General features: G+C 64.8%; 17 protein-coding genes and 1 tRNA gene. 7 read left to right on the top strand and 11 right to left on the bottom strand.

Annotation, left to right across the window (positions count from 1 at the left end; translation table 11 throughout):
• Nucleotides 1-253: 253 nt before the first annotated feature.
• From LJF27_RS10630 to LJF27_RS10640, 3 genes are all read left to right on the top strand, one after another.
• Nucleotides 254-598, top strand: a complete 345-nt coding sequence (locus LJF27_RS10630; RefSeq protein WP_003091271.1) for a YggL family protein — start codon at nt 254-256, stop codon at nt 596-598.
• Nucleotides 599-1,023: 425 nt separating this feature from the next.
• Complete coding sequence (locus tag LJF27_RS10635; RefSeq protein ID WP_003091268.1) at nt 1,024-1,647, top strand: response regulator transcription factor; 624 nt, start codon at nt 1,024-1,026, stop codon at nt 1,645-1,647.
• Between the two features lie 13 nt (nt 1,648-1,660).
• Nucleotides 1,661-3,886, top strand: coding sequence for an ATP-binding protein (locus tag LJF27_RS10640; protein ID WP_023117008.1), 2,226 nt, complete (start codon nt 1,661-1,663; stop codon nt 3,884-3,886).
• Between the two features lie 10 nt (nt 3,887-3,896).
• On the opposite strand, the gene LJF27_RS10645 is transcribed toward LJF27_RS10640, so the two are convergent.
• The 4 genes from LJF27_RS10645 to LJF27_RS10660 form a co-directional block, all read right to left on the bottom strand.
• Complete coding sequence (locus LJF27_RS10645) at nt 3,897-5,228, bottom strand: deoxyguanosinetriphosphate triphosphohydrolase (protein WP_003091265.1); 1,332 nt, start codon at nt 5,226-5,228, stop codon at nt 3,897-3,899.
• A 116-nt stretch (nt 5,229-5,344) separates the two neighbouring features.
• A complete protein-coding gene (locus tag LJF27_RS10650) occupies nt 5,345-5,668 on the bottom strand; it encodes a hypothetical protein (RefSeq protein ID WP_003103249.1) in 324 nt (107 codons plus the stop codon).
• Nucleotides 5,669-5,681: 13 nt separating this feature from the next.
• Complete coding sequence (locus LJF27_RS10655) at nt 5,682-6,062, bottom strand: phage holin family protein (RefSeq protein WP_003091263.1); 381 nt, start codon at nt 6,060-6,062, stop codon at nt 5,682-5,684.
• A gap of 3 nt (nt 6,063-6,065) precedes the next feature.
• Nucleotides 6,066-6,395: a DUF883 family protein gene (locus LJF27_RS10660; RefSeq protein ID WP_003091262.1), complete on the bottom strand. Its 330-nt coding sequence runs from the start codon at nt 6,393-6,395 to the stop codon at nt 6,066-6,068.
• A gap of 468 nt (nt 6,396-6,863) precedes the next feature.
• On the opposite strand from LJF27_RS10660, the gene LJF27_RS10665 reads away from it, so the two are divergent.
• Nucleotides 6,864-8,072 (top strand): ammonium transporter, encoded by a 1,209-nt coding sequence (locus LJF27_RS10665; RefSeq protein ID WP_023117007.1) that lies wholly within the window; start codon nt 6,864-6,866, stop codon nt 8,070-8,072.
• A gap of 184 nt (nt 8,073-8,256) precedes the next feature.
• On the opposite strand, the gene opdQ is transcribed toward LJF27_RS10665, so the two are convergent.
• The 4 genes from opdQ to LJF27_RS10685 form a co-directional block, all read right to left on the bottom strand.
• Complete coding sequence (gene opdQ / locus LJF27_RS10670) at nt 8,257-9,522, bottom strand: porin OpdQ (RefSeq protein WP_003091257.1); 1,266 nt, start codon at nt 9,520-9,522, stop codon at nt 8,257-8,259.
• Nucleotides 9,523-9,690: 168 nt separating this feature from the next.
• Nucleotides 9,691-10,557, bottom strand: coding sequence for an MBL fold metallo-hydrolase (locus LJF27_RS10675; protein WP_003116469.1), 867 nt, complete (start codon nt 10,555-10,557; stop codon nt 9,691-9,693).
• Nucleotides 10,557-11,489 carry a pyridoxamine 5'-phosphate oxidase family protein gene (locus LJF27_RS10680; RefSeq protein WP_003119784.1) on the bottom strand — a complete coding sequence of 311 codons (933 nt, stop codon included), beginning with the start codon at nt 11,487-11,489 and terminating at the stop codon, nt 10,557-10,559. Before LJF27_RS10680 ends, LJF27_RS10675 begins: the two co-directional genes overlap by 1 nt.
• Nucleotides 11,490-11,505: 16 nt before the next feature.
• Complete coding sequence (locus LJF27_RS10685) at nt 11,506-12,102, bottom strand: glutathione S-transferase family protein (protein WP_023117006.1); 597 nt, start codon at nt 12,100-12,102, stop codon at nt 11,506-11,508.
• A gap of 165 nt (nt 12,103-12,267) precedes the next feature.
• Here LJF27_RS10685 and LJF27_RS10690 point away from each other — a divergent pair, with 165 nt between their 5' ends.
• The 3 genes from LJF27_RS10690 to LJF27_RS10700 all read left to right on the top strand — a co-directional run bounded on the left by LJF27_RS10690 (nt 12,268) and on the right by LJF27_RS10700 (nt 14,881).
• Nucleotides 12,268-12,825: a TetR/AcrR family transcriptional regulator gene (locus LJF27_RS10690; RefSeq protein WP_003109619.1), complete on the top strand. Its 558-nt coding sequence runs from the start codon at nt 12,268-12,270 to the stop codon at nt 12,823-12,825.
• Nucleotides 12,826-12,870: 45 nt separating this feature from the next.
• Nucleotides 12,871-13,110 (top strand): glutaredoxin family protein, encoded by a 240-nt coding sequence (locus LJF27_RS10695; RefSeq protein ID WP_003113967.1) that lies wholly within the window; start codon nt 12,871-12,873, stop codon nt 13,108-13,110.
• A gap of 367 nt (nt 13,111-13,477) precedes the next feature.
• Nucleotides 13,478-14,881 carry a cytochrome C Snr1 gene (locus LJF27_RS10700; RefSeq protein ID WP_003103259.1) on the top strand — a complete coding sequence of 468 codons (1,404 nt, stop codon included), beginning with the start codon at nt 13,478-13,480 and terminating at the stop codon, nt 14,879-14,881.
• A 57-nt stretch (nt 14,882-14,938) separates the two neighbouring features.
• Here the strand turns inward: LJF27_RS10700 and LJF27_RS10705 are convergent.
• From LJF27_RS10705 to mobA, 3 genes are all read right to left on the bottom strand, one after another.
• Nucleotides 14,939-15,015 (bottom strand) — tRNA-Pro (locus tag LJF27_RS10705).
• Nucleotides 15,016-15,168: 153 nt separating this feature from the next.
• Nucleotides 15,169-15,390 carry a YgdI/YgdR family lipoprotein gene (locus tag LJF27_RS10710; protein WP_003091247.1) on the bottom strand — a complete coding sequence of 74 codons (222 nt, stop codon included), beginning with the start codon at nt 15,388-15,390 and terminating at the stop codon, nt 15,169-15,171.
• Nucleotides 15,391-15,521: 131 nt separating this feature from the next.
• Nucleotides 15,522-16,118: a molybdenum cofactor guanylyltransferase MobA gene (gene mobA / locus LJF27_RS10715; RefSeq protein ID WP_003113968.1), complete on the bottom strand. Its 597-nt coding sequence runs from the start codon at nt 16,116-16,118 to the stop codon at nt 15,522-15,524.
• Nucleotides 16,119-16,143: the final 25 nt, after the last annotated feature.

The raw sequence follows: 16,143 nt of genomic DNA on the forward strand, positions 1-16,143 counted from the left end.
AGCGAACCTGAAAAAAGAGACGGACATCACGCGAAGAGGCCGTCTTGCTCATTATGCCGCAAGGCGGATAACGATGCGCTGGAGTTTCGCGGAGTTCGCCGTCATATCGCCGAATGGTCGGAACTGGTAGAGTGCGCCGGCAATCCGGCCGCGTCGCGCGGCTTGCCGGGGTTCGCCCGCGGCTCCAGCGGCGTCGGCTACTGTCTGTAATGCGAGGCTCCGCCAATGGAGCGTCAATCCAGGAGATGCCGCCATGGCTACTAATCGTTCCCGCCGCCTGCGCAAGAAATTGTGCGTCGATGAATTCCAGGAGCTGGGTTTCGAATTGAACTTCCACTACAAGGAAGGCGTGGATGCCGATGCGGTGAACGCTTTCATGTTGCGCTTCATCGATCAGGCGATCGAAGCCAACGAACTGACCTATGGCGGCTGCGACGAATTCGGTTTCGTCTGCCTGGCGCGCCGTGGCTCGGTCAATGAAGAGCAGCGGGCCCTGATCGAGGCCTGGTTGAAGCAGCAACCGGAACTGGCCAGCGTCGAGGTCGGCGCGTTGGTCGACGCCTGGTACCCGGAACAGCCTGTCCTGCCGAAGCTCTAAGCGATAGCGCCGCCATCCCGCCCGAGGATGGCGGTCGCGTCTTCCCTCCCTTTCGATCCTGCTCCGGCGCTATCTGGCCCGGCGCCCGTCGTGCTTCCCTTTGCCCTGCCAAGGCATGTCGGCGGCTTGTGGCCGTACATGCGGATAGCAATACTCCGAAACCCCTGACGAACTATTCAACTCGCTCTGGCAGATAACGAGCCGGGAAGGCGCGTATATATGCGGGTGTTTTTCATGCAGATAACCAGGCCAATTGCTTGGCAATATACGAGGTTTTGAATTCGCCGTAAGAAATAAATTAAGTTTCCGTGAGAATATTCCTTAAAGTATATGAGTTGCCATCGAGTATCTCGACAATATGGCTCCCGTCTATATCTTGCTCAGGAGAATTTTTTCTGAATTTTTATTGGCAAGGAAATCAGACAATGAGCCGTATCCTGATAGTCGACGATCATCCCGTGATTCGCATGGCCATGAAGATGTTGCTGGAAGCCGAAGGGCACCAGATCGTCGGCGATACCGATAATGGCGTGGATGCCATCAGCCTCGGGCGGGAGCTGAAGCCGGACCTGGTCATCCTCGATATCGGCATTCCCAGGCTGGACGGCCTCGAGGTCATCAGCCGCCTGATGGTGCTGGCGTTGCCCCTGAAGATCCTCGTCCTGACCGGCCAGAGCGCCTCGCTCTTCGCCCTGCGCAGCATGCAGGCGGGCGCAGCCGGGTTCGTCTGCAAGCAGGGCGGACTGGCCGAACTGGTGACGGCGGTGAATGCGGTCGCCTCGGGATACAGTTACTTTCCCAGCTCGGCCATGCGTCCTGTGCAACAGGGCGCCTATTCCGACGATGTGGAATTGCTCGGACGCCTGTCCGATCGCGAAGTATCGGTATTGCAATACCTCAGCCAGGGTTATTCGAACAAGCAGATATCCGAGCAGATGTTTATCAGCAACAAGACCGTCAGCACTTACAAGGCGCGCTTGTTGTTGAAGTTGAACGCCGGCTCGCTGGTGGATCTCATCGAGTTCGCCAAACGCAATACGCTTATCTAAGGGCCGGAACCGAATGAAGTTCCAGAAACGCAGTGCGTGCATGCTCGGCCTGCTTCTCATATTCGCCTGCATGGCGGGATATGCCGTTCCGGCGAGGGCGACGGCTGGCGAATATTCTTCCATGCTCCGGATTCCCGCTCCGGATCGTCCGGGGGACGCCGATGTGGTCGACGAAGCGCCGCTACGCCAGGCTGCCGACGGGCTGCGCTCGCCATCCCCTTCCAGCCTGGTGCTCGGCCTGCTGGTGGCCTGCCTGGTCTGCGTCGGATGCCTGGGCTGGAATACCGTCCTGCAGCTCAGGCTCAGGCGTTGGCAACGTACCGAAGCCGACCTGAGCGGCCGCCTGGCATTGAAGCAGGCGCTGGTCGACGGGATTCCCTACCCGGTGAGCATCCGCACGCTCGACGGTCGCCTGCTGGCCTGCAACCGCAATTACCTGGAAAGCCTGCGGATGACCCGTGAGCAGGCCCGCGGCACCCTGTTGACCGATTCCGACTGGGTCGAGGGCAGCAAGGCACGGCTCATGCACCAGCAGTGCCTGGCGGTGGCTCGGGGAGGAACGGCGAGCTTCACCGACATGGCGGTGCGCATCGGCGGGCAATTGCTGGAGATCCACCATTGGGTCACGCCCTACAGGGATCGCCAGGGCCGGGTGCTCGGCCTGATGAACGGCTGGATCGACATCACCGAACGGGAGCGCCTGGCCCGCCAGTTGCGCGAGGCGATGCGCCAGGCGGACGAGGCGAATCGGGCGAAGAGCGTCTTCCTGGCGACCATGAGCCACGAGATCCGTACGCCGATGAATGCGGTCATCGGCATCCTCGAACTGGTCCTGCAGCGCCTGGCGCCGGAGCAGCGCGAACGCGCCTCGCTGGAGGTCGCCTACGAGGCAGCGGGGTCGCTGCAACTGCTCATCGGCGACATCCTCGACGTCGCCAAGATCGAGTCCGGTCACCTGACCCTCACGCCCGAGCGGGTTCGCCTGCGCCATGTCGTGGAGTCGGTGCGCCGCATGTTCGAAGGCCTGGCCCGGCAGAAAGGCCTGAGGCTCGTTGTGGAGCTGGACGATGCCCCGGGACGGGACGTGCTGATCGATCCCCTGCGCTTCAAGCAGGTGCTCTCCAACCTGGTGAGCAATGCGATCAAGTTCACCGAGCGGGGACAGGTGACGATCCGTCTCCAGGAAAGGAGCCTGGACGAGGGGAGGGCGATCGTCCGGGTGGACGTGGAGGATTCCGGTATCGGTATCGCTCCGGCGGACCAGGCGCGCCTGTTCCAGCCTTTCATCCAGGTGGCCAAGGGACGCACGGTGCAGGGCGGGACCGGTCTTGGGCTGGCGATCTGTCGGAAGTTGGTGGACCTCATGGGCGGCGATGTCGAGATGCACAGCGAGCCGGGCAAAGGCACCCGGGTGTCGCTCGACCTGCTCTTGCGCCAGTGCGGGCCGAAAATGCCTGAATCCGGCCAGGACCCGCTGGCAGCATCCATGGAGCCGTCTCGCCGCCTGCATATCCTCATCGCCGACGACTATCCGCCCAACCGGGTACTGCTGCGCCAGCAACTGGAGTTTCTCGGCCACCAGGTGGCGGAAGCGGAGGATGGCCAGGTGGCGCTGGAGCTCTGGGCCGACGAGCGCTTCGAGGTGCTGATCAGCGACTGCAACATGCCGCGCCTGAACGGCTATCAGCTGGCACGCAGGATACGCATCCAGGAACGGTGCGAGCGACGCGCGCCGATCCTGATCCTCGGCTATACCGCCGACGCCGAGCCGGACGAGGTACAGCGCTGCCGCGACGCGGGCATGGATGATTGCCTGTTCAAGCCGCTCGGCCTGGAGACCCTGCGCAACTACCTCGCGACCTCTTTCGGACGCGACGCCGCGCAGCCCCGGGGGCTCTATGATGCAGCCGCTCTCAGCAGCCTCGGCGGCGACCGCCCGGAACGGCTGCGCGAACTGCTGGAGACCCTGCTAGGCAGCAACCGTCAGGACCTCCAGCGCCTTGCCATCCTCCTGCGCGAGGGCGACAGGACCCGGCTCGCCGAGCATGCCCACCGCATCAAGGGCGCCGCACGGATGATCGGGGCGCGTACCCTGCTGGAGGCCTGCGAGGCCCTGGAGGACGCCTGCCGGCGAAGTGGCGACGGGGAGTGCCTGCAGGCGCCTGGCGAAAGACTCCGGCTGGCCCTGGAGGCGTTGCAGGAGGAACTCCAGGAGCAGTTGGCGGCCGCTGCGGTATGAGCCCTTCCTTTCAGGAGGGGCTCGAGCGTCCGGTCATTTCCCGGGCCATTTCCGTGGCGTAGCTGTCGGTCATGCCGGCGATGAAATCGATCACCTGGAGGAAGGCGCGGTACAGCGGCCACTGCGGGTCGGGCGCGTTGCGTCCGAGCAGGTCGAGGATGCGCCGGTTCTTGAACGACGGCGTATGCCCGCCATATTGCTCCAGCGCGGCGCCACAGAAGGCGTTGAGGAGGATCTCCAGAGTGGTGTAGGCGCCGATCTCGTGGAGGGTCTTGCGCTTGTCCTGGAAGATCTTTTCCCGCGCGATGGCCTTGGCCCGTTGCACGCAGAGCTTGGCCGGGCCATGCATGTGTTCCACCAGGTCGCCGGCAAGCTGCCCGGCGAGCAGGGCCTGCTGCTGGTCGACGAAGGCACGGGCGGCGGCATTGGTCAGGTGCTCGATGGCCTTGCCGCGGAGGATCGCCAGTTTACGCCGGCGTGAGTCCCTGGGGCCGAGTTGGCGATAGGTGTCGGGCAGGTCGTCGCCGACCAGGCCGAGCAGCAGCGCCTCGACCTCGCTGTATTCGAGCAGCTCCATTTCCAGGCCGTCTTCGAGGTCGATCAGGCCGTAGCAGATGTCGTCCGCCGCTTCCATCAGGTAGACCAGCGGATGGCGAGCCCAGCGCTCGTCGTCGAGTTGCGGCATGCCGAGCTTATGGGTGATCTGCTCGAGCAGCGGCAGTTCGCTCTGGTAGCAGCCGAACTTGTGCTTCTTGTAGCCCAGCGCTTCGGCGTGGCGCGAGGTCCAGGGGTACTTCAGGTAGGTACCCAGGGTTGCGTAGGTCAACCGCGTGCCGCCGTCGAACTGGTGGTATTCCAGTTGGGTGAGGACCCGGAAGCCCTGGGCGTTGCCTTCGAAGTGGAGAAAGTCGGAACGCTCGGCGTCGCTCATCTCGTCCAGCCAGCCACGTCCGGCGGCTTGCTGGAACCAGTTGCGGATCGCGTCTTCGCCGGAGTGCCCGAATGGTGGGTTGCCGATGTCGTGGGCCAGGCAGGCCGACTGGACGATGACCCCGAGGTCGCTGGGGTCGCACCACTCGGGTAGTTCCTCGCGGAGGATCTCGCCGACCCGCATGCCCAGCGAGCGGCCGACGCAGGCGACTTCCAGGGAGTGGGTCAGACGGGTGTGGATGTGATCGTTGCTGGAGACCGGATGGACCTGGGTCTTGCGTCCGAGGCGGCGAAACGCGCCGGAGAAGATGATCCGGTCATGGTCCTTGTGGAAGGCGCTGCGGCCCAGTTCATCGTTGCTGTGTACCGGCTTTCCGAGCCGTTCGCGGGTGAGCAGGGTCTGCCAGTCCATCGGGAATTCCAGGGATGCGCTGAGGCGATGCGGACACGCTAACGGTTTGCCTTGGCAAGCTCAATCGTCGCGTTGGGGAAACGGAGGGCGCCGACCGTTGCCGGTCGGCGCATCCTTCAACGGCCTTTCTGCTTGCGCAGGCCGAGCAACAGCGGGGCCAGGGCGACGCCCAGGCGCAGCAGACGCTGCCAGCGTCCGCCCTTGCCAAGCAGTACGCCCAGCAGTGCGGCTCCGCCGGCGCCCCAGAGCGCCGCATTGCCACCGCCGAACAGTTGCTGGCTGAGGTTGTGGCCCAGCCCCTGGGCCTGGCGGAAGGGTTGCACCAGCAGTTGGCTTTCGCGGCGCAATTGCTGGCGCTGCATTTCCAGGCGCAGGCGGATCACCGCCTTGCGCAATTCGCGACGCGACAGGCCGGTCGCGTTCACCGGTAGTTGGCTCATGCGCGTTTCCTTGTCATGGCAGCAGTCGCTCGCGGTCGTTGGCCAGTTCTTCCAGGGTGGCGCTGAACGGCGAGCTTTCGTCGTTGATCGACTGGTACAGGCGCCAGCCGCAGAACAGCGAGCCGATCACGTAGAACAGGCACAACCCGAGCGCCGCTGCGAGCCGGTTGGTGTCCCAGAATACGATCAGCACCAGCAGCGACAGGCCGACCAGCAGGAGCAGGGCAAATACCAGGGCCAGCCCGGCGAACAGCAGCAGGCGCAGGGTGTTGGCCTTCTGTTCCTGCAGCTCGATGCCGAACAGCTCGACGTGACCGTGCAACAGGCCGAGGAAGGCGGCGCCGAAGCGCCGCAGGGAGGGGCGGCCGTCCGCCGGGTCCTTTCCTTCGCTCATGGCTCAGCGCCGGCTGACCAACAGGCCAAGCAGGAAGCCGACGCCGGCGGCGATGCCGATGCTCTGCCAGGGGTGTTCGCCGACGTACACCTCGGTGGCGTCCACCGCGGCCTGGCTGCGTTCGCGGACGTTGTCCTTCAGCGAGTCCTTGGTGTCGCGCAAGGTATCGCGAGCGCGCTTGAGGCTGTCGTGGATCTTGCCGCGGATTTCTTCGGCCTGGTCGCCCGCCACGTCGGCGGTGCTTTGCAGGAGTTTCTCGGTATCGGCGACCAGTGCCTGGAATTCAGCCAACAGTTCATCCTTTGCAGCGTTTGCAGTGGTCTTGCGGGGCATGACGAGCTCCTCTGGTCATGGGGTGTGTTTTTTCGAGCCGAGCGCGGGGCGGAAGGTTCAACCGGTGGGTAATTTCCGCGCGTTGCCGGTCGCTCCCGGCGTTCCTTTCATTAAAGACTGCCACAGCGTGCCTGTCGGCGCGGCTGCGGCGAGATGACGCCCATCCGGCTGCCTCGCAACGGGGCGCGAACTGGTATGGCGCTTGCAATTCCCTGGTGCGCACGTCGGCCGGAATGCCCCTTGCGAGGGCGCCAGGCGCTCCCGGAGGGTACTTCGGGATGAACGTCCAACCCAATGAAAATCAAGGAAAGTCCGGGAGCTTTCCATGCTGCCTCAGGCACCTTGCGAAACGTCTGCCGAAGAAAAGCGGCGGTTCGCACGACGACTACTGCTTCGTCATGGTGCGTTGAAGGGCGGGCGTGGGCGTTTCTGGTGCTTTCTCTCTACGCGCGAAGGCTGCCTCAATCCATGGATAACCTGAATAGTGCGGTGCAAGTCCTGATCCACGGCTCCAATACCCTGTTCATCCTGCTCGGAGCGGTGATGGTGCTGGCGATGCACGCCGGCTTCGCCTTCCTCGAGGTGGGCACCGTGCGCCTGAAGAACCAGGTCAACGCCCTGTCGAAGATTCTGTCCGACTTCGCCATCTCGGCGCTGGCCTATTTCTTCGTCGGCTACTGGATTGCCTACGGCGTGACTTTCTTCCATCCGGCGGCGGCGCTGACCGTGGACAGTGGCTATGCGCTGGTGAAGTTCTTCTTCCTGCTGACCTTCGCCGCGGCAATCCCGGCGATCATCTCCGGCGGCATCGCCGAGCGTGCCAGGTTCGGTCCGCAGTTGTGCGCCACGGCGCTGATCGTGGCCTTCGTGTACCCGTTTTTCGAAGGCTTGGTGTGGAACGGCAATTTCGGCTTGCAGGAATGGCTGAAGCTGAAGTTCGGCGCGCCCTTCCACGATTTCGCCGGCTCCGTGGTGGTGCATGCGCTGGGCGGCTGGCTGGCATTGGCGGCGGTGCTATTGCTGGGCAGCCGCAACGGCCGCTATCGCGACGGCAAGCTGGTGGCGATGGCGCCGTCGAGCATCCCGTTCCTGGCACTGGGGTCGTGGATCCTGATCATCGGCTGGTTCGGCTTCAACGTGATGAGCGCCCAGACCCTCGCTGGGGTCAGCGGGCTGGTGGCGGTCAACTCCTTGCTGGCGATGGTTGGCGGCACCATGGCGTCGCTGCTGATCGGCCGCAACGACCCGGGTTTCCTGCACAACGGTCCGCTGGCCGGGTTGGTGGCGGTGTGCGCCGGTTCCGACCTGATGCATCCGATCGGCGCGCTGGCTACCGGCCTGGTGGCGGGGGCCCTGTTCGTCTGGGCGTTCACCGCGACCCAGGTGCGCTGGAAGATCGACGACGTCCTCGGTGTCTGGCCGTTGCACGGTCTTTGCGGGGTCTGGGGCGGGATTGCCTGCGGCATCTTTGGCCAGCAGGCATTGGGTGGGCTCGGCGGGGTGAGCCTGGCCAGCCAGGCGCTCGGCAGCCTGCTGGGGGTGACGGTGGCTTTCGCCGGCGGCCTGTTGGTCTATGGGCTGATGAAGGCGCTGCTGGGCATCCGCTTGAGCCAGGAGGAGGAGTACTACGGCGCGGACCTGTCGATCCACAAGATCGGCGCGATCAGCCACGAATGAGGGGGCGGACTTCCTTGGTCCGGTGGGGTATCGGCGGATAACGCCCCAGGCGCTATCCGTCCTGCACGCTGCGAGCGAGGCATCCCGCCATGAAAGAGGCCACCCAAGGGTGGCCTCTTCGTTCCGCCGCGGGGCTCTGGGGAGGGGCGGATGGCCGTAGCGCGGCTATCCGCGGGGCCTGCCGTTACCAGAGCGGCAGCGTGTAGCTGACGATCAGGCGATTTTCGTCGTAGTCGTTGGTGTAGTTGGTGCGCATGGTCGCGTTGCGCCACTTCACCCCGAGGTTCTTCAACGGGCCGCTCTGGAACACGTAGGCGATGTCCATGTCGCGTTCCCATTCCTTGCCTTCGCCCGAGGTGGTCAGCAGGTCGATGTTGTCGCCCTTGACGTAGCGGGTCATGAAGGTCAGGCCGGGAATGCCGACGCCGGCGAAGTTGTAGTCGTAGCGCGCTTGCCAGGATTTCTCGTCCTTGTTGGCGAAGTCGCCGATCTGGATGAAGTTCACCAGGTAGGGGTCGGCGCCGTTGATGTAGGCGAAGCCGGTGTCGCCGCTCATCTTCTGGTAGCCGACGCCGAAGGCGTGGTAGCCGAGGCTGTAGGTGAACATGGCGTTGAGCGCCTTGTTGTCGACGTTGCTGGAACCGTCGTCGGTGGAGCGCGCCCAGCGGATGTCGGATTTCAGCGACTGCTTGTCGGCGATCGGCAGGGTGTGCACCAGGCCGAGGTAATGCTGCTTGTAGAAGTTGTCGAGCTTGCCGTAGTGGTAGCTGGTGCTGAGGTTGTCGGTCCACTTGTAGCTGCCGCCGGCGAAGTCGAACTTGTCCGAAGTCAGCCCGGAACGGACCACGATGTTGCGCTTGCCGCCACCGGTGATGGTCATGTCCTCGTTGTCCGAGGAGTCGCGCTGGTTGACCTTCTTCAGGCGCCCGGCGTCGAGGGTCAGGCCGTCGATCTCCATGGAGTTCAGCGCGCCGCCCTGGAAGGTCTGTGGCAGCAGGCGGCTGTCGTTGGGCATGATCACCGGCAGCTTGGGGGTCAGGGTGCCGATCTTCAGGGTGCTCTTCGACGCCCGCAGCTTGGCGGTGATCCCTGCCTCGCCATAGTCGTCCTGGGCGCGGCCGGTCTCGCGGTCGCGCTTGAGCAGGCCGGTGCCGCTGCGGTCGGGGCTGGAGTCGAGCTTCACCCCGAGCAGGCCGATGGCGTCGACGCCGAAACCGATGGTGCCCTCGGTGTAGCCGGACTCGTAGCGCAGGAGGAAGCCCTGGGCCCATTCCTCGGCCTTGGACTGGCTGGCGCCTTCCTGGCGGAAATCACGGTTGAAGTAGAAGTTGCGGAGTTCGATGCTGGCCTTGCTGTCCTTGATGAACTCGGCATGGGCCAGGGTTGGGACGGTAATGCTGGAACCCAGCGCGGCAAAAGCCACGGCACGGGCGATCGGGGTCATGCTCATTGTTATTGTCTCCTCGAGCGCTTGGGGCAGGCCGATGGCGGCGGCGTGACGCCACGTCGGCCTGTGACAGCCCGGTTACTTAAGCACTACAGGAAGACGGCCACTGTTAGACATTAGTCGAGGGTGGCCGCGAATTGGCACGAACCCTGTCTAGGACGGGCTTTCCCGCTATTCCAGCCAGTGCGGGAAGTAGCCCAGGGCGGCCTGGACCCGCGCATCGTGCGCCGGAATCACGCTCAGGCGCGGGTCGCTGCGGAGCAGCAGGCGGATCTTCGCCAGTTGCGCGAGGGTGCGCGCGGGATCGCGATCGACCAGGGCGCGGCCGGCGAAGAATTTCTGCCGTGGGCCTTCGACGCCTTCGAGTCGCCAACTGGTGTCGCCGCTGAAGAACAGCCGGCGCCCGCTGTCGAGGGTGACGAACAGACCGACCGAGCCGGGCGTATGGCCGGGCAGGGGGACCAGCACCAGGCGGCCGTCGCCAAACAGGTCGAGGCTTTCGTCGAAGCCCATGAACGGCCGCGGATCGAAGCTGTAAGGTCGCCAGCGCACGCCATGGCGGAATTGGCTGGGGAAGGCGGCCGGCGGGGTGGCGATGCGGCTGAAGGCGATCTCCTCGTAGGGTGCCCAGACCGGTACTTCGGGGAAGTCGACCAGGCCCGAGGCGTGATCCCAGTGTGCGTGGGACAGCAGGATGCGATCGACGCGGATACCGGCTGCGTCCAGTTGGTCGCGCGCCGGGACGACTTTCTGGTAAGCGAACAGCGGCGCTGCCCACCAAGGCATGTCGGCGCGGAACTGGGCGTCGATGTCGCGCCCCAGGCCAGTGTCGAAGAGCAGGGTGGCGGCGTGGTGCTCGATCAGCACCGCGGTATGGCTGAGCGGCACCCGGCGCACCCAGGAGCCGCCGTCGACGGTGAGCGCATCGAGGGTTTCCACTCCCGAGGTGCGCAACAGGGCGACTCGCATTTCCGCCGCCTGCACCGGCAGGACGAGGAGGGCGATCAACAACGAGGCAAGGCGATACAGGAAAGGCATCAAGATTCACCGGCAGGAAGAAAAGGGGATGGCTGGGGCTCGCCGAATGCCAGCGGCAGGCGGCCGCGCCGCCAGCGCCAGCCTGCGGGGCGCAACGCCAGCAGGCGCTCGGCGCCGGCGGGCCAGGGGATGGATGGCTGCGAACCCGGCCAGAACAGCTCGGCCTCGGCGTGCAGGTGCAGCAGGTCGCCATTGTCGAAATCGATGAACAGGAGGCCGCAGCGAGGATCCTGGAGCAGGTTGCCGAGGGTATTGAACAGGCGGTTGCCGGCATAGTCGGGCAACCACAGGCGGCCATCCGCGCCGAGCCGGAGAAAGCCCGGCGGCCCGCCCCGATGGGAGACGTCGACGCCGCCTCTGAGCGGGTCGGCATGCTGGCTGGCGATGAACAGCGTATCGCTGCGCGAGACCAGCGACAGCCAGCGTGGATCGAGTCCTTCGCCCTGCAACGCGGGACTTGCGATCCTGGAGACGGGCTGATGGCTGCGCGCCTGGATGTACTTGGGACAGTTTCCGAAGGATTGCTCGACGCCGACCGTGAAACCCTTTCCGTCCCGCGCCAGGACCCGTCCATTCATGCGGTTGCGGCGGCGGGTCGGCCATTCCAGGCCGAGGATGCCGAGGCGGGTGCCAGCCTCGAGATTGGCCGCCAGCGGATCGTCCGCTTGCGGCAGGTTGTCGATGCGCAGGCGGGTCGGTTCCGGCGAACGGGCGAAGCCGGGGGGGCCCCAGAGCACCGAGGCGCTGGGGTAGCCGTCGGCGTCGAGGCTGCCCACCAGCAACAGCGATAGCAGGGAGAAGAACTCCCGGTGCTGGTCCGGCATGAAGGTGCGGATCGCGCGGCTGCCGAAGCCGGCGACCTGTTCGCGAACGCCGGCGCGTTCCTGGATCGCCAGTTCGCCGGTGTGGAAGGGACTCTGTTCCTGGCTCATGCTGCCTCCTGCCGAGCTACAGGCCGGGCATCGGGATGTAGCCGGGCAGCGCGCGGATGCGGGCGATCCAGGCGTTCAGCGCCGGGTAGTGGTCCAGCGCCAGGCCACCTTCGGGGGCGAGGGCCAGGTAGGGGTAGAGGGCCACGTCGGCGATGCTCGGCTGTTCGCCCTGGGCCAGCCAGCGATGCTCGGCCAGGTGCCGGTCGACCAGGCGCAGCACTTCCAGGCCTCGCTGGTGGGTTTGCTCGCGATCCAGCGGCAGGTTGAAGCGAGTGATCAGCCGGGCGCTGGCCGGGCCGTTCTGCACCTCGTTGGCCGAATAGCTGAGCCAGTAGGCGATGCGGCCCTGGCTGACGGGGTCGAGCGGATACCACTCGGGGCCGGCATGGCGTCGTGCCAGATAGACGAGAATGGCGTGGGAGTCGCCCAGTTGCAGCTCGCCGTCTTCCAGCACCGGGATCTGTCCGCGGGGATTCATGCGGAGGAAGGCCTGGGTCTTGTGCTCGCGGTTGAGGAAATCGACCGGCCGCAGCGTCGCCTCGCGGCCGATGAGGGAGAGGAACAGGCGGACCTTGTAGGCGTTGCCGGAGAGAGCCAGGTCATGCAGTTTCATCTGAGGGTTCCAGGTGGGTATTGGTGCCTGGATATTAGACAGACAGGTCTGTATATTTCAAGGCACGCGTTCGCCTTTTTCCGTCGGTATTCGTCCGGGGAGCGACGCAGAGCGGTTCAAGGGGGCGGCAGGGTCGCGCATAATGGGCCGCTCAGGAGGCTTTCCATGACATCCCGCAAACGCGAGCAACTGCTCAGCACCGCCGTCGACCTGTTCTATCGCGAGGGTTACCACGCCACCGGCATCGACCGCATCCTGGCCGAATCCGGCGTGGCGAAGATGACGCTGTACAAACACTTTCGCTCGAAGGACGAACTGATCATGGCCGCCCTGGAGGTGCGTCGGCAGCGCACCGCCGAACGCATGCTCGAAGCCGAGGCACGGTTGCAGCCGCGTGCGGCGATCCTGGCGGTGTTCGATGGTCTGCAGGAGTTCCTCCAGGACGAGGCGTTCCGTGGCTGTGCCTTCATCCATGCCGCCGCCGAGTTCCATGAGCGCTCGCATCCGATCCATCGCCAAGCGGCCGAGCAAAAGGCCTTCGTCGAAGCCTATTTCCAGCGCCAGCTGGAGCGCCTGGGCGTGCGTTCGGCGGCACTGCTTGCGCGGCAGTTGCAATACCTGATGGAGGGCGCCCTGGTGATGGCGCACATCCATGGGCCGGCGGATCAGGCTCGCGAGGCCCGGCAGGCGGCCGAAAGTCTGTTGCAGGTCGCTGGCATCTGAGCGCGGGTGCTACCATCGCCGCGAAACACTGCACAGGTCCTTTCGATGCCCCCGGAATGCCAACTCTTCGGAACCCTCGGTTGCCACCTCTGCGAAGTCGCGGAGGCGGTGCTGATGCCCTTCGTCGAACATGGCCTGCTGGTCGAACTGGTGGACATCGCCGACGACGAAGCCTGGGTCGAGCACTATGGCCTGCGGATCCCGGTGCTGCGCCGCTGCGACAATGGCGCCGAGCTGAACTGGCCGTTCGAGGCCGAGCAGGTCGCAGCCTTCCTCAGCTGCTGATGCCTATTCATTCGCGCTAAGCGCGGCACCGCTGGTAACCCCGCGCTCTATGCGCAAACCGGACTGCGTTCCGCTTCCTTCCCCCATGCCGCGCGGTGCCTGGCTTCGGCGATGCTGGCGAAGCGATGCATAGGCGTTTCTCAATGGTTTTCATAGCCTGAGTCTATTGGCTCGGCAGGCTGCGTTCGGCTAGGCCTAAGGGCGATGGATAAACCCTGAGTTCCCTTCAGGACTGACTGGAAACAGCCGGGAACCCGCGTGGCGCAGGACGCGTCGCAGGTCGTTCGGTCCGCTGTCGCGGACCGCCGGGGTGTGGGGGTCGGGACGACGAGGCTCGGCGTTTCCTCATAACGAAAGAGGACGCCTGATGAAAACGCCCGCCTGGACGCGCCATGCCCTCTGGGTCATGCCGCTCGCCCTGGGGCTGCAATCCGCCGTGGTCGCGGGGGATGAGCAGCCAAGCAAGACTTCCAGCTATTCGCCGGTGGTGATCAATGAGGACTTCGCCACCATCATGAAGCGCATGACGGCGAACAAACCGTCGATCGAACAGGCCCACAAGACGCTTCTCGAGCAGCGTTACGATCTCAGCGACAGGCCGGCCAAGGGCGCCAGCATGACGCGCGGCAAGCCGCTGCAGGAGGGGATCCGGGTGAAGCTGCCGGCCGGCACCAGCTGGGAGGAACTGGCCAGGCTGAGCCCCGAGGAAATCCGCAAGCAGGGGCTGTTCCCCGGTGGCTTCCTGCCGCTGCCGCACCCCAACCATGCCGAAGGCGGGATGGTCTTTCCCAAGTTCCTCATCGACGAGATCAAGCGCCAGGAAAGCCGCGACCTGACCCGTTTCGACCTCGACTACGACCTGCCGGACCACTTCCTGCCGGAATTCCCGGCACCGATGTTCCTTACCACCCGGCCTGACCTGGGCGATGTGTCCAAGGGCAAGCTGGTGACCATCGACAACTATTTCGAGTTGTTCAACGGGATTCTCAATCCCAAGCAGCTGGAAGGGCTGCGCCTGCTGCTAACGGCCTTTCCGCAGCAGCAGTTCAACCTCACCGACGATCGCCGTAGCGAGCATCCGAGCCGCGGCGTAGCCTGCTTCGACTGCCATGCGAACGGCCACACCAATGCCGCTACCCACCTGGCCGGCGATGTGCGCCCGCAGCCGTTCCGCCACCGCATCGACACACCGACGCTGCGCGGGGTGAACATCCAGCGGTTGTTCGGCTCGCAGAGGGCGCTGAAGACCGTCGAGGACTTCACCGAGTTCGAGCAGCGCGCCGCCTACTTCGACGGTGATCCGGTAATCGCCACCAAGAAGGGGGTGAACGTGCTCGAGCGTGGCAGTCAAGTGCATTTCATGGGTGAGTTCCAGGCGCTGCTGGACTTCCCCCCGGCACCGAAGCTGGATGTGGAGGGGCGGCTCGATCCGGGCAAGGCCAGCGAGCAGGAATTGCGTGGCGAAAAGCTGTTCTACGGCAAGGCGGCCTGCGCCGGGTGCCATGCGCCGCCTTACTTCACCGACAACCTGATGCACAACCTGAAGGTGGAGCGCTTCTACGATCCGAAACTGGTCAATGGCGTGATGGCGTCCGCCGACGGGCCGATCAAGACCTTCCCGTTGCGCGGGATCAAGGATTCGCCGCCGTACCTGCACGACGACCGCCTGCTGACCCTGGAGGACACCGTGGAGTTCTTCAACCTGGTACTGGAGCGCAAGCTGTCCGCGGAAGAGAAGGGCGACCTGGTGGCCTACCTGCGTACCCTGTGAGAAAGGCCGAATCGCAGGCAATAAAAAACCCGCCGTTGAGGCGGGTTTTTCGGGATATGGTCGGAGCGACTGGATTCGAACCAGCGACCTTCTCGTCCCGAACGAGACGCGCTACCAAGCTGCGCTACGCTCCGTTTTGTTGGGGCGCATTCTACAGAAAAAGTTTTGGTACACAAGGGGTTAGATGAATTTTTTTTCGAGCCCCGGTTTCCCCGGGCGAAAAAGCAAAGACCCCGTCGCTCGTTCGAGTCGACGGGGTCTCCAGGAAAACCTGTTACGCGACGGTATCAGAGTTCCTTGACGGTGCGGACCTGGTCCTTGTTCACGCGGGCGCGCTTGCCGTCGAGCTGTTCGAACTCGTAGAAGCCGGAATCCTCGTCATAGGAAGGGGTGTCTACGGCCTGGATTTCACGTCCGTCGTTGAGGGTGATCACGGTAGGGCTGGAACAACCCGCGAGGGCGCCGAGGCCTACGGCGAGGAGGAGGGCGGGTAGCATCCGCTTGATCATTGCGCAGTTCTCCTGTGCGGTCAGACTTTGAAGTTACGAGTTTCTGACAGACGAGTTCTAGGAAGAGTTCCCCCCTAAAAACGAGTGTTCCCCCCACCTTCGAGAAAATTCGACTCGACGTCCCTTCCGTTTTACTTCAGTTCGCGGTGATTAGCCAACAGCTCGGGGGTGTTCAGGTTGGCCAGCCGCGGATCGCCCGCGGCCAGCTCGATGGCCTCCGCGCCAAGCGGCAACAGGACGTGGCGTGGGCTACGGTCGCCCTGGCGCCAGGCGTGTTCTATCTCTTCGGCCAGGTGCGTCGGGATCAGGCTGAACAGCGGTTCCCACTGGCCGCCGCAGCGCAGCATCCAGGGGCGCGCCGGTGTGCGGCCGGCGGCCTGCAGCAGGGTTTCCAGCAAGGCGCGGTCGATGCGCGGCGCGTCGCAGGGCAGCACCAGCAGCCAGGGATGCCGGGCCACCGCCAGGCCGGCGCGGATGCCGGCGAGCGGGCCGGGGAAGTCTCGGCTGTCGTCGCTCACCACGCGGTCGGCATAGGCCGCATAGCGTTCCTGGTTGCGGTTGCAGGAGACGATCAGGTCATCGGTGAGCGGGCGCACCAGGCGATGCAGGTGGGCGATCAGGGGCAGGCCCTGCCACTCGATCAGGCCCTTGTCGCGACCGCCCATGCGCTGGCCGCGGCCTCCCGCCAGGAGAAGGATGGAGCAGGGGGGCAGGGCGCTATCGGGCATCTGGGGTCTCCGTGTCGGGCCTGTG

The sequence above is a fragment of the Pseudomonas sp. 203-8 genome (assembly GCF_020708595.1).
Classification (GTDB): Bacteria; Pseudomonadota; Gammaproteobacteria; order Pseudomonadales; family Pseudomonadaceae; genus Pseudomonas; species Pseudomonas aeruginosa.

Coding starts and splice junctions, on each gene's coding strand:
- LJF27_RS10630 (WP_003091271.1), top strand. CDS start 254: ATGGCTACTAATCGTTCCCGCCGCCTGCGCAAGAAATTGTGCGTCGAT.
- LJF27_RS10635 (WP_003091268.1), top strand. CDS start 1,024: ATGAGCCGTATCCTGATAGTCGACGATCATCCCGTGATTCGCATGGCC.
- LJF27_RS10640 (WP_023117008.1), top strand. CDS start 1,661: ATGAAGTTCCAGAAACGCAGTGCGTGCATGCTCGGCCTGCTTCTCATA.
- LJF27_RS10645 (WP_003091265.1), bottom strand. CDS start 5,228: ATGGACTGGCAGACCCTGCTCACCCGCGAACGGCTCGGAAAGCCGGTA.
- LJF27_RS10650 (WP_003103249.1), bottom strand. CDS start 5,668: ATGAGCCAACTACCGGTGAACGCGACCGGCCTGTCGCGTCGCGAATTG.
- LJF27_RS10655 (WP_003091263.1), bottom strand. CDS start 6,062: ATGAGCGAAGGAAAGGACCCGGCGGACGGCCGCCCCTCCCTGCGGCGC.
- LJF27_RS10660 (WP_003091262.1), bottom strand. CDS start 6,395: ATGCCCCGCAAGACCACTGCAAACGCTGCAAAGGATGAACTGTTGGCT.
- LJF27_RS10665 (WP_023117007.1), top strand. CDS start 6,864: ATGGATAACCTGAATAGTGCGGTGCAAGTCCTGATCCACGGCTCCAAT.
- opdQ (WP_003091257.1), bottom strand. CDS start 9,522: ATGAGCATGACCCCGATCGCCCGTGCCGTGGCTTTTGCCGCGCTGGGT.
- LJF27_RS10675 (WP_003116469.1), bottom strand. CDS start 10,557: ATGCCTTTCCTGTATCGCCTTGCCTCGTTGTTGATCGCCCTCCTCGTC.
- LJF27_RS10680 (WP_003119784.1), bottom strand. CDS start 11,489: ATGAGCCAGGAACAGAGTCCCTTCCACACCGGCGAACTGGCGATCCAG.
- LJF27_RS10685 (WP_023117006.1), bottom strand. CDS start 12,102: ATGAAACTGCATGACCTGGCTCTCTCCGGCAACGCCTACAAGGTCCGC.
- LJF27_RS10690 (WP_003109619.1), top strand. CDS start 12,268: ATGACATCCCGCAAACGCGAGCAACTGCTCAGCACCGCCGTCGACCTG.
- LJF27_RS10695 (WP_003113967.1), top strand. CDS start 12,871: ATGCCCCCGGAATGCCAACTCTTCGGAACCCTCGGTTGCCACCTCTGC.
- LJF27_RS10700 (WP_003103259.1), top strand. CDS start 13,478: ATGAAAACGCCCGCCTGGACGCGCCATGCCCTCTGGGTCATGCCGCTC.
- LJF27_RS10710 (WP_003091247.1), bottom strand. CDS start 15,390: ATGATCAAGCGGATGCTACCCGCCCTCCTCCTCGCCGTAGGCCTCGGC.
- mobA (WP_003113968.1), bottom strand. CDS start 16,118: ATGCCCGATAGCGCCCTGCCCCCCTGCTCCATCCTTCTCCTGGCGGGA.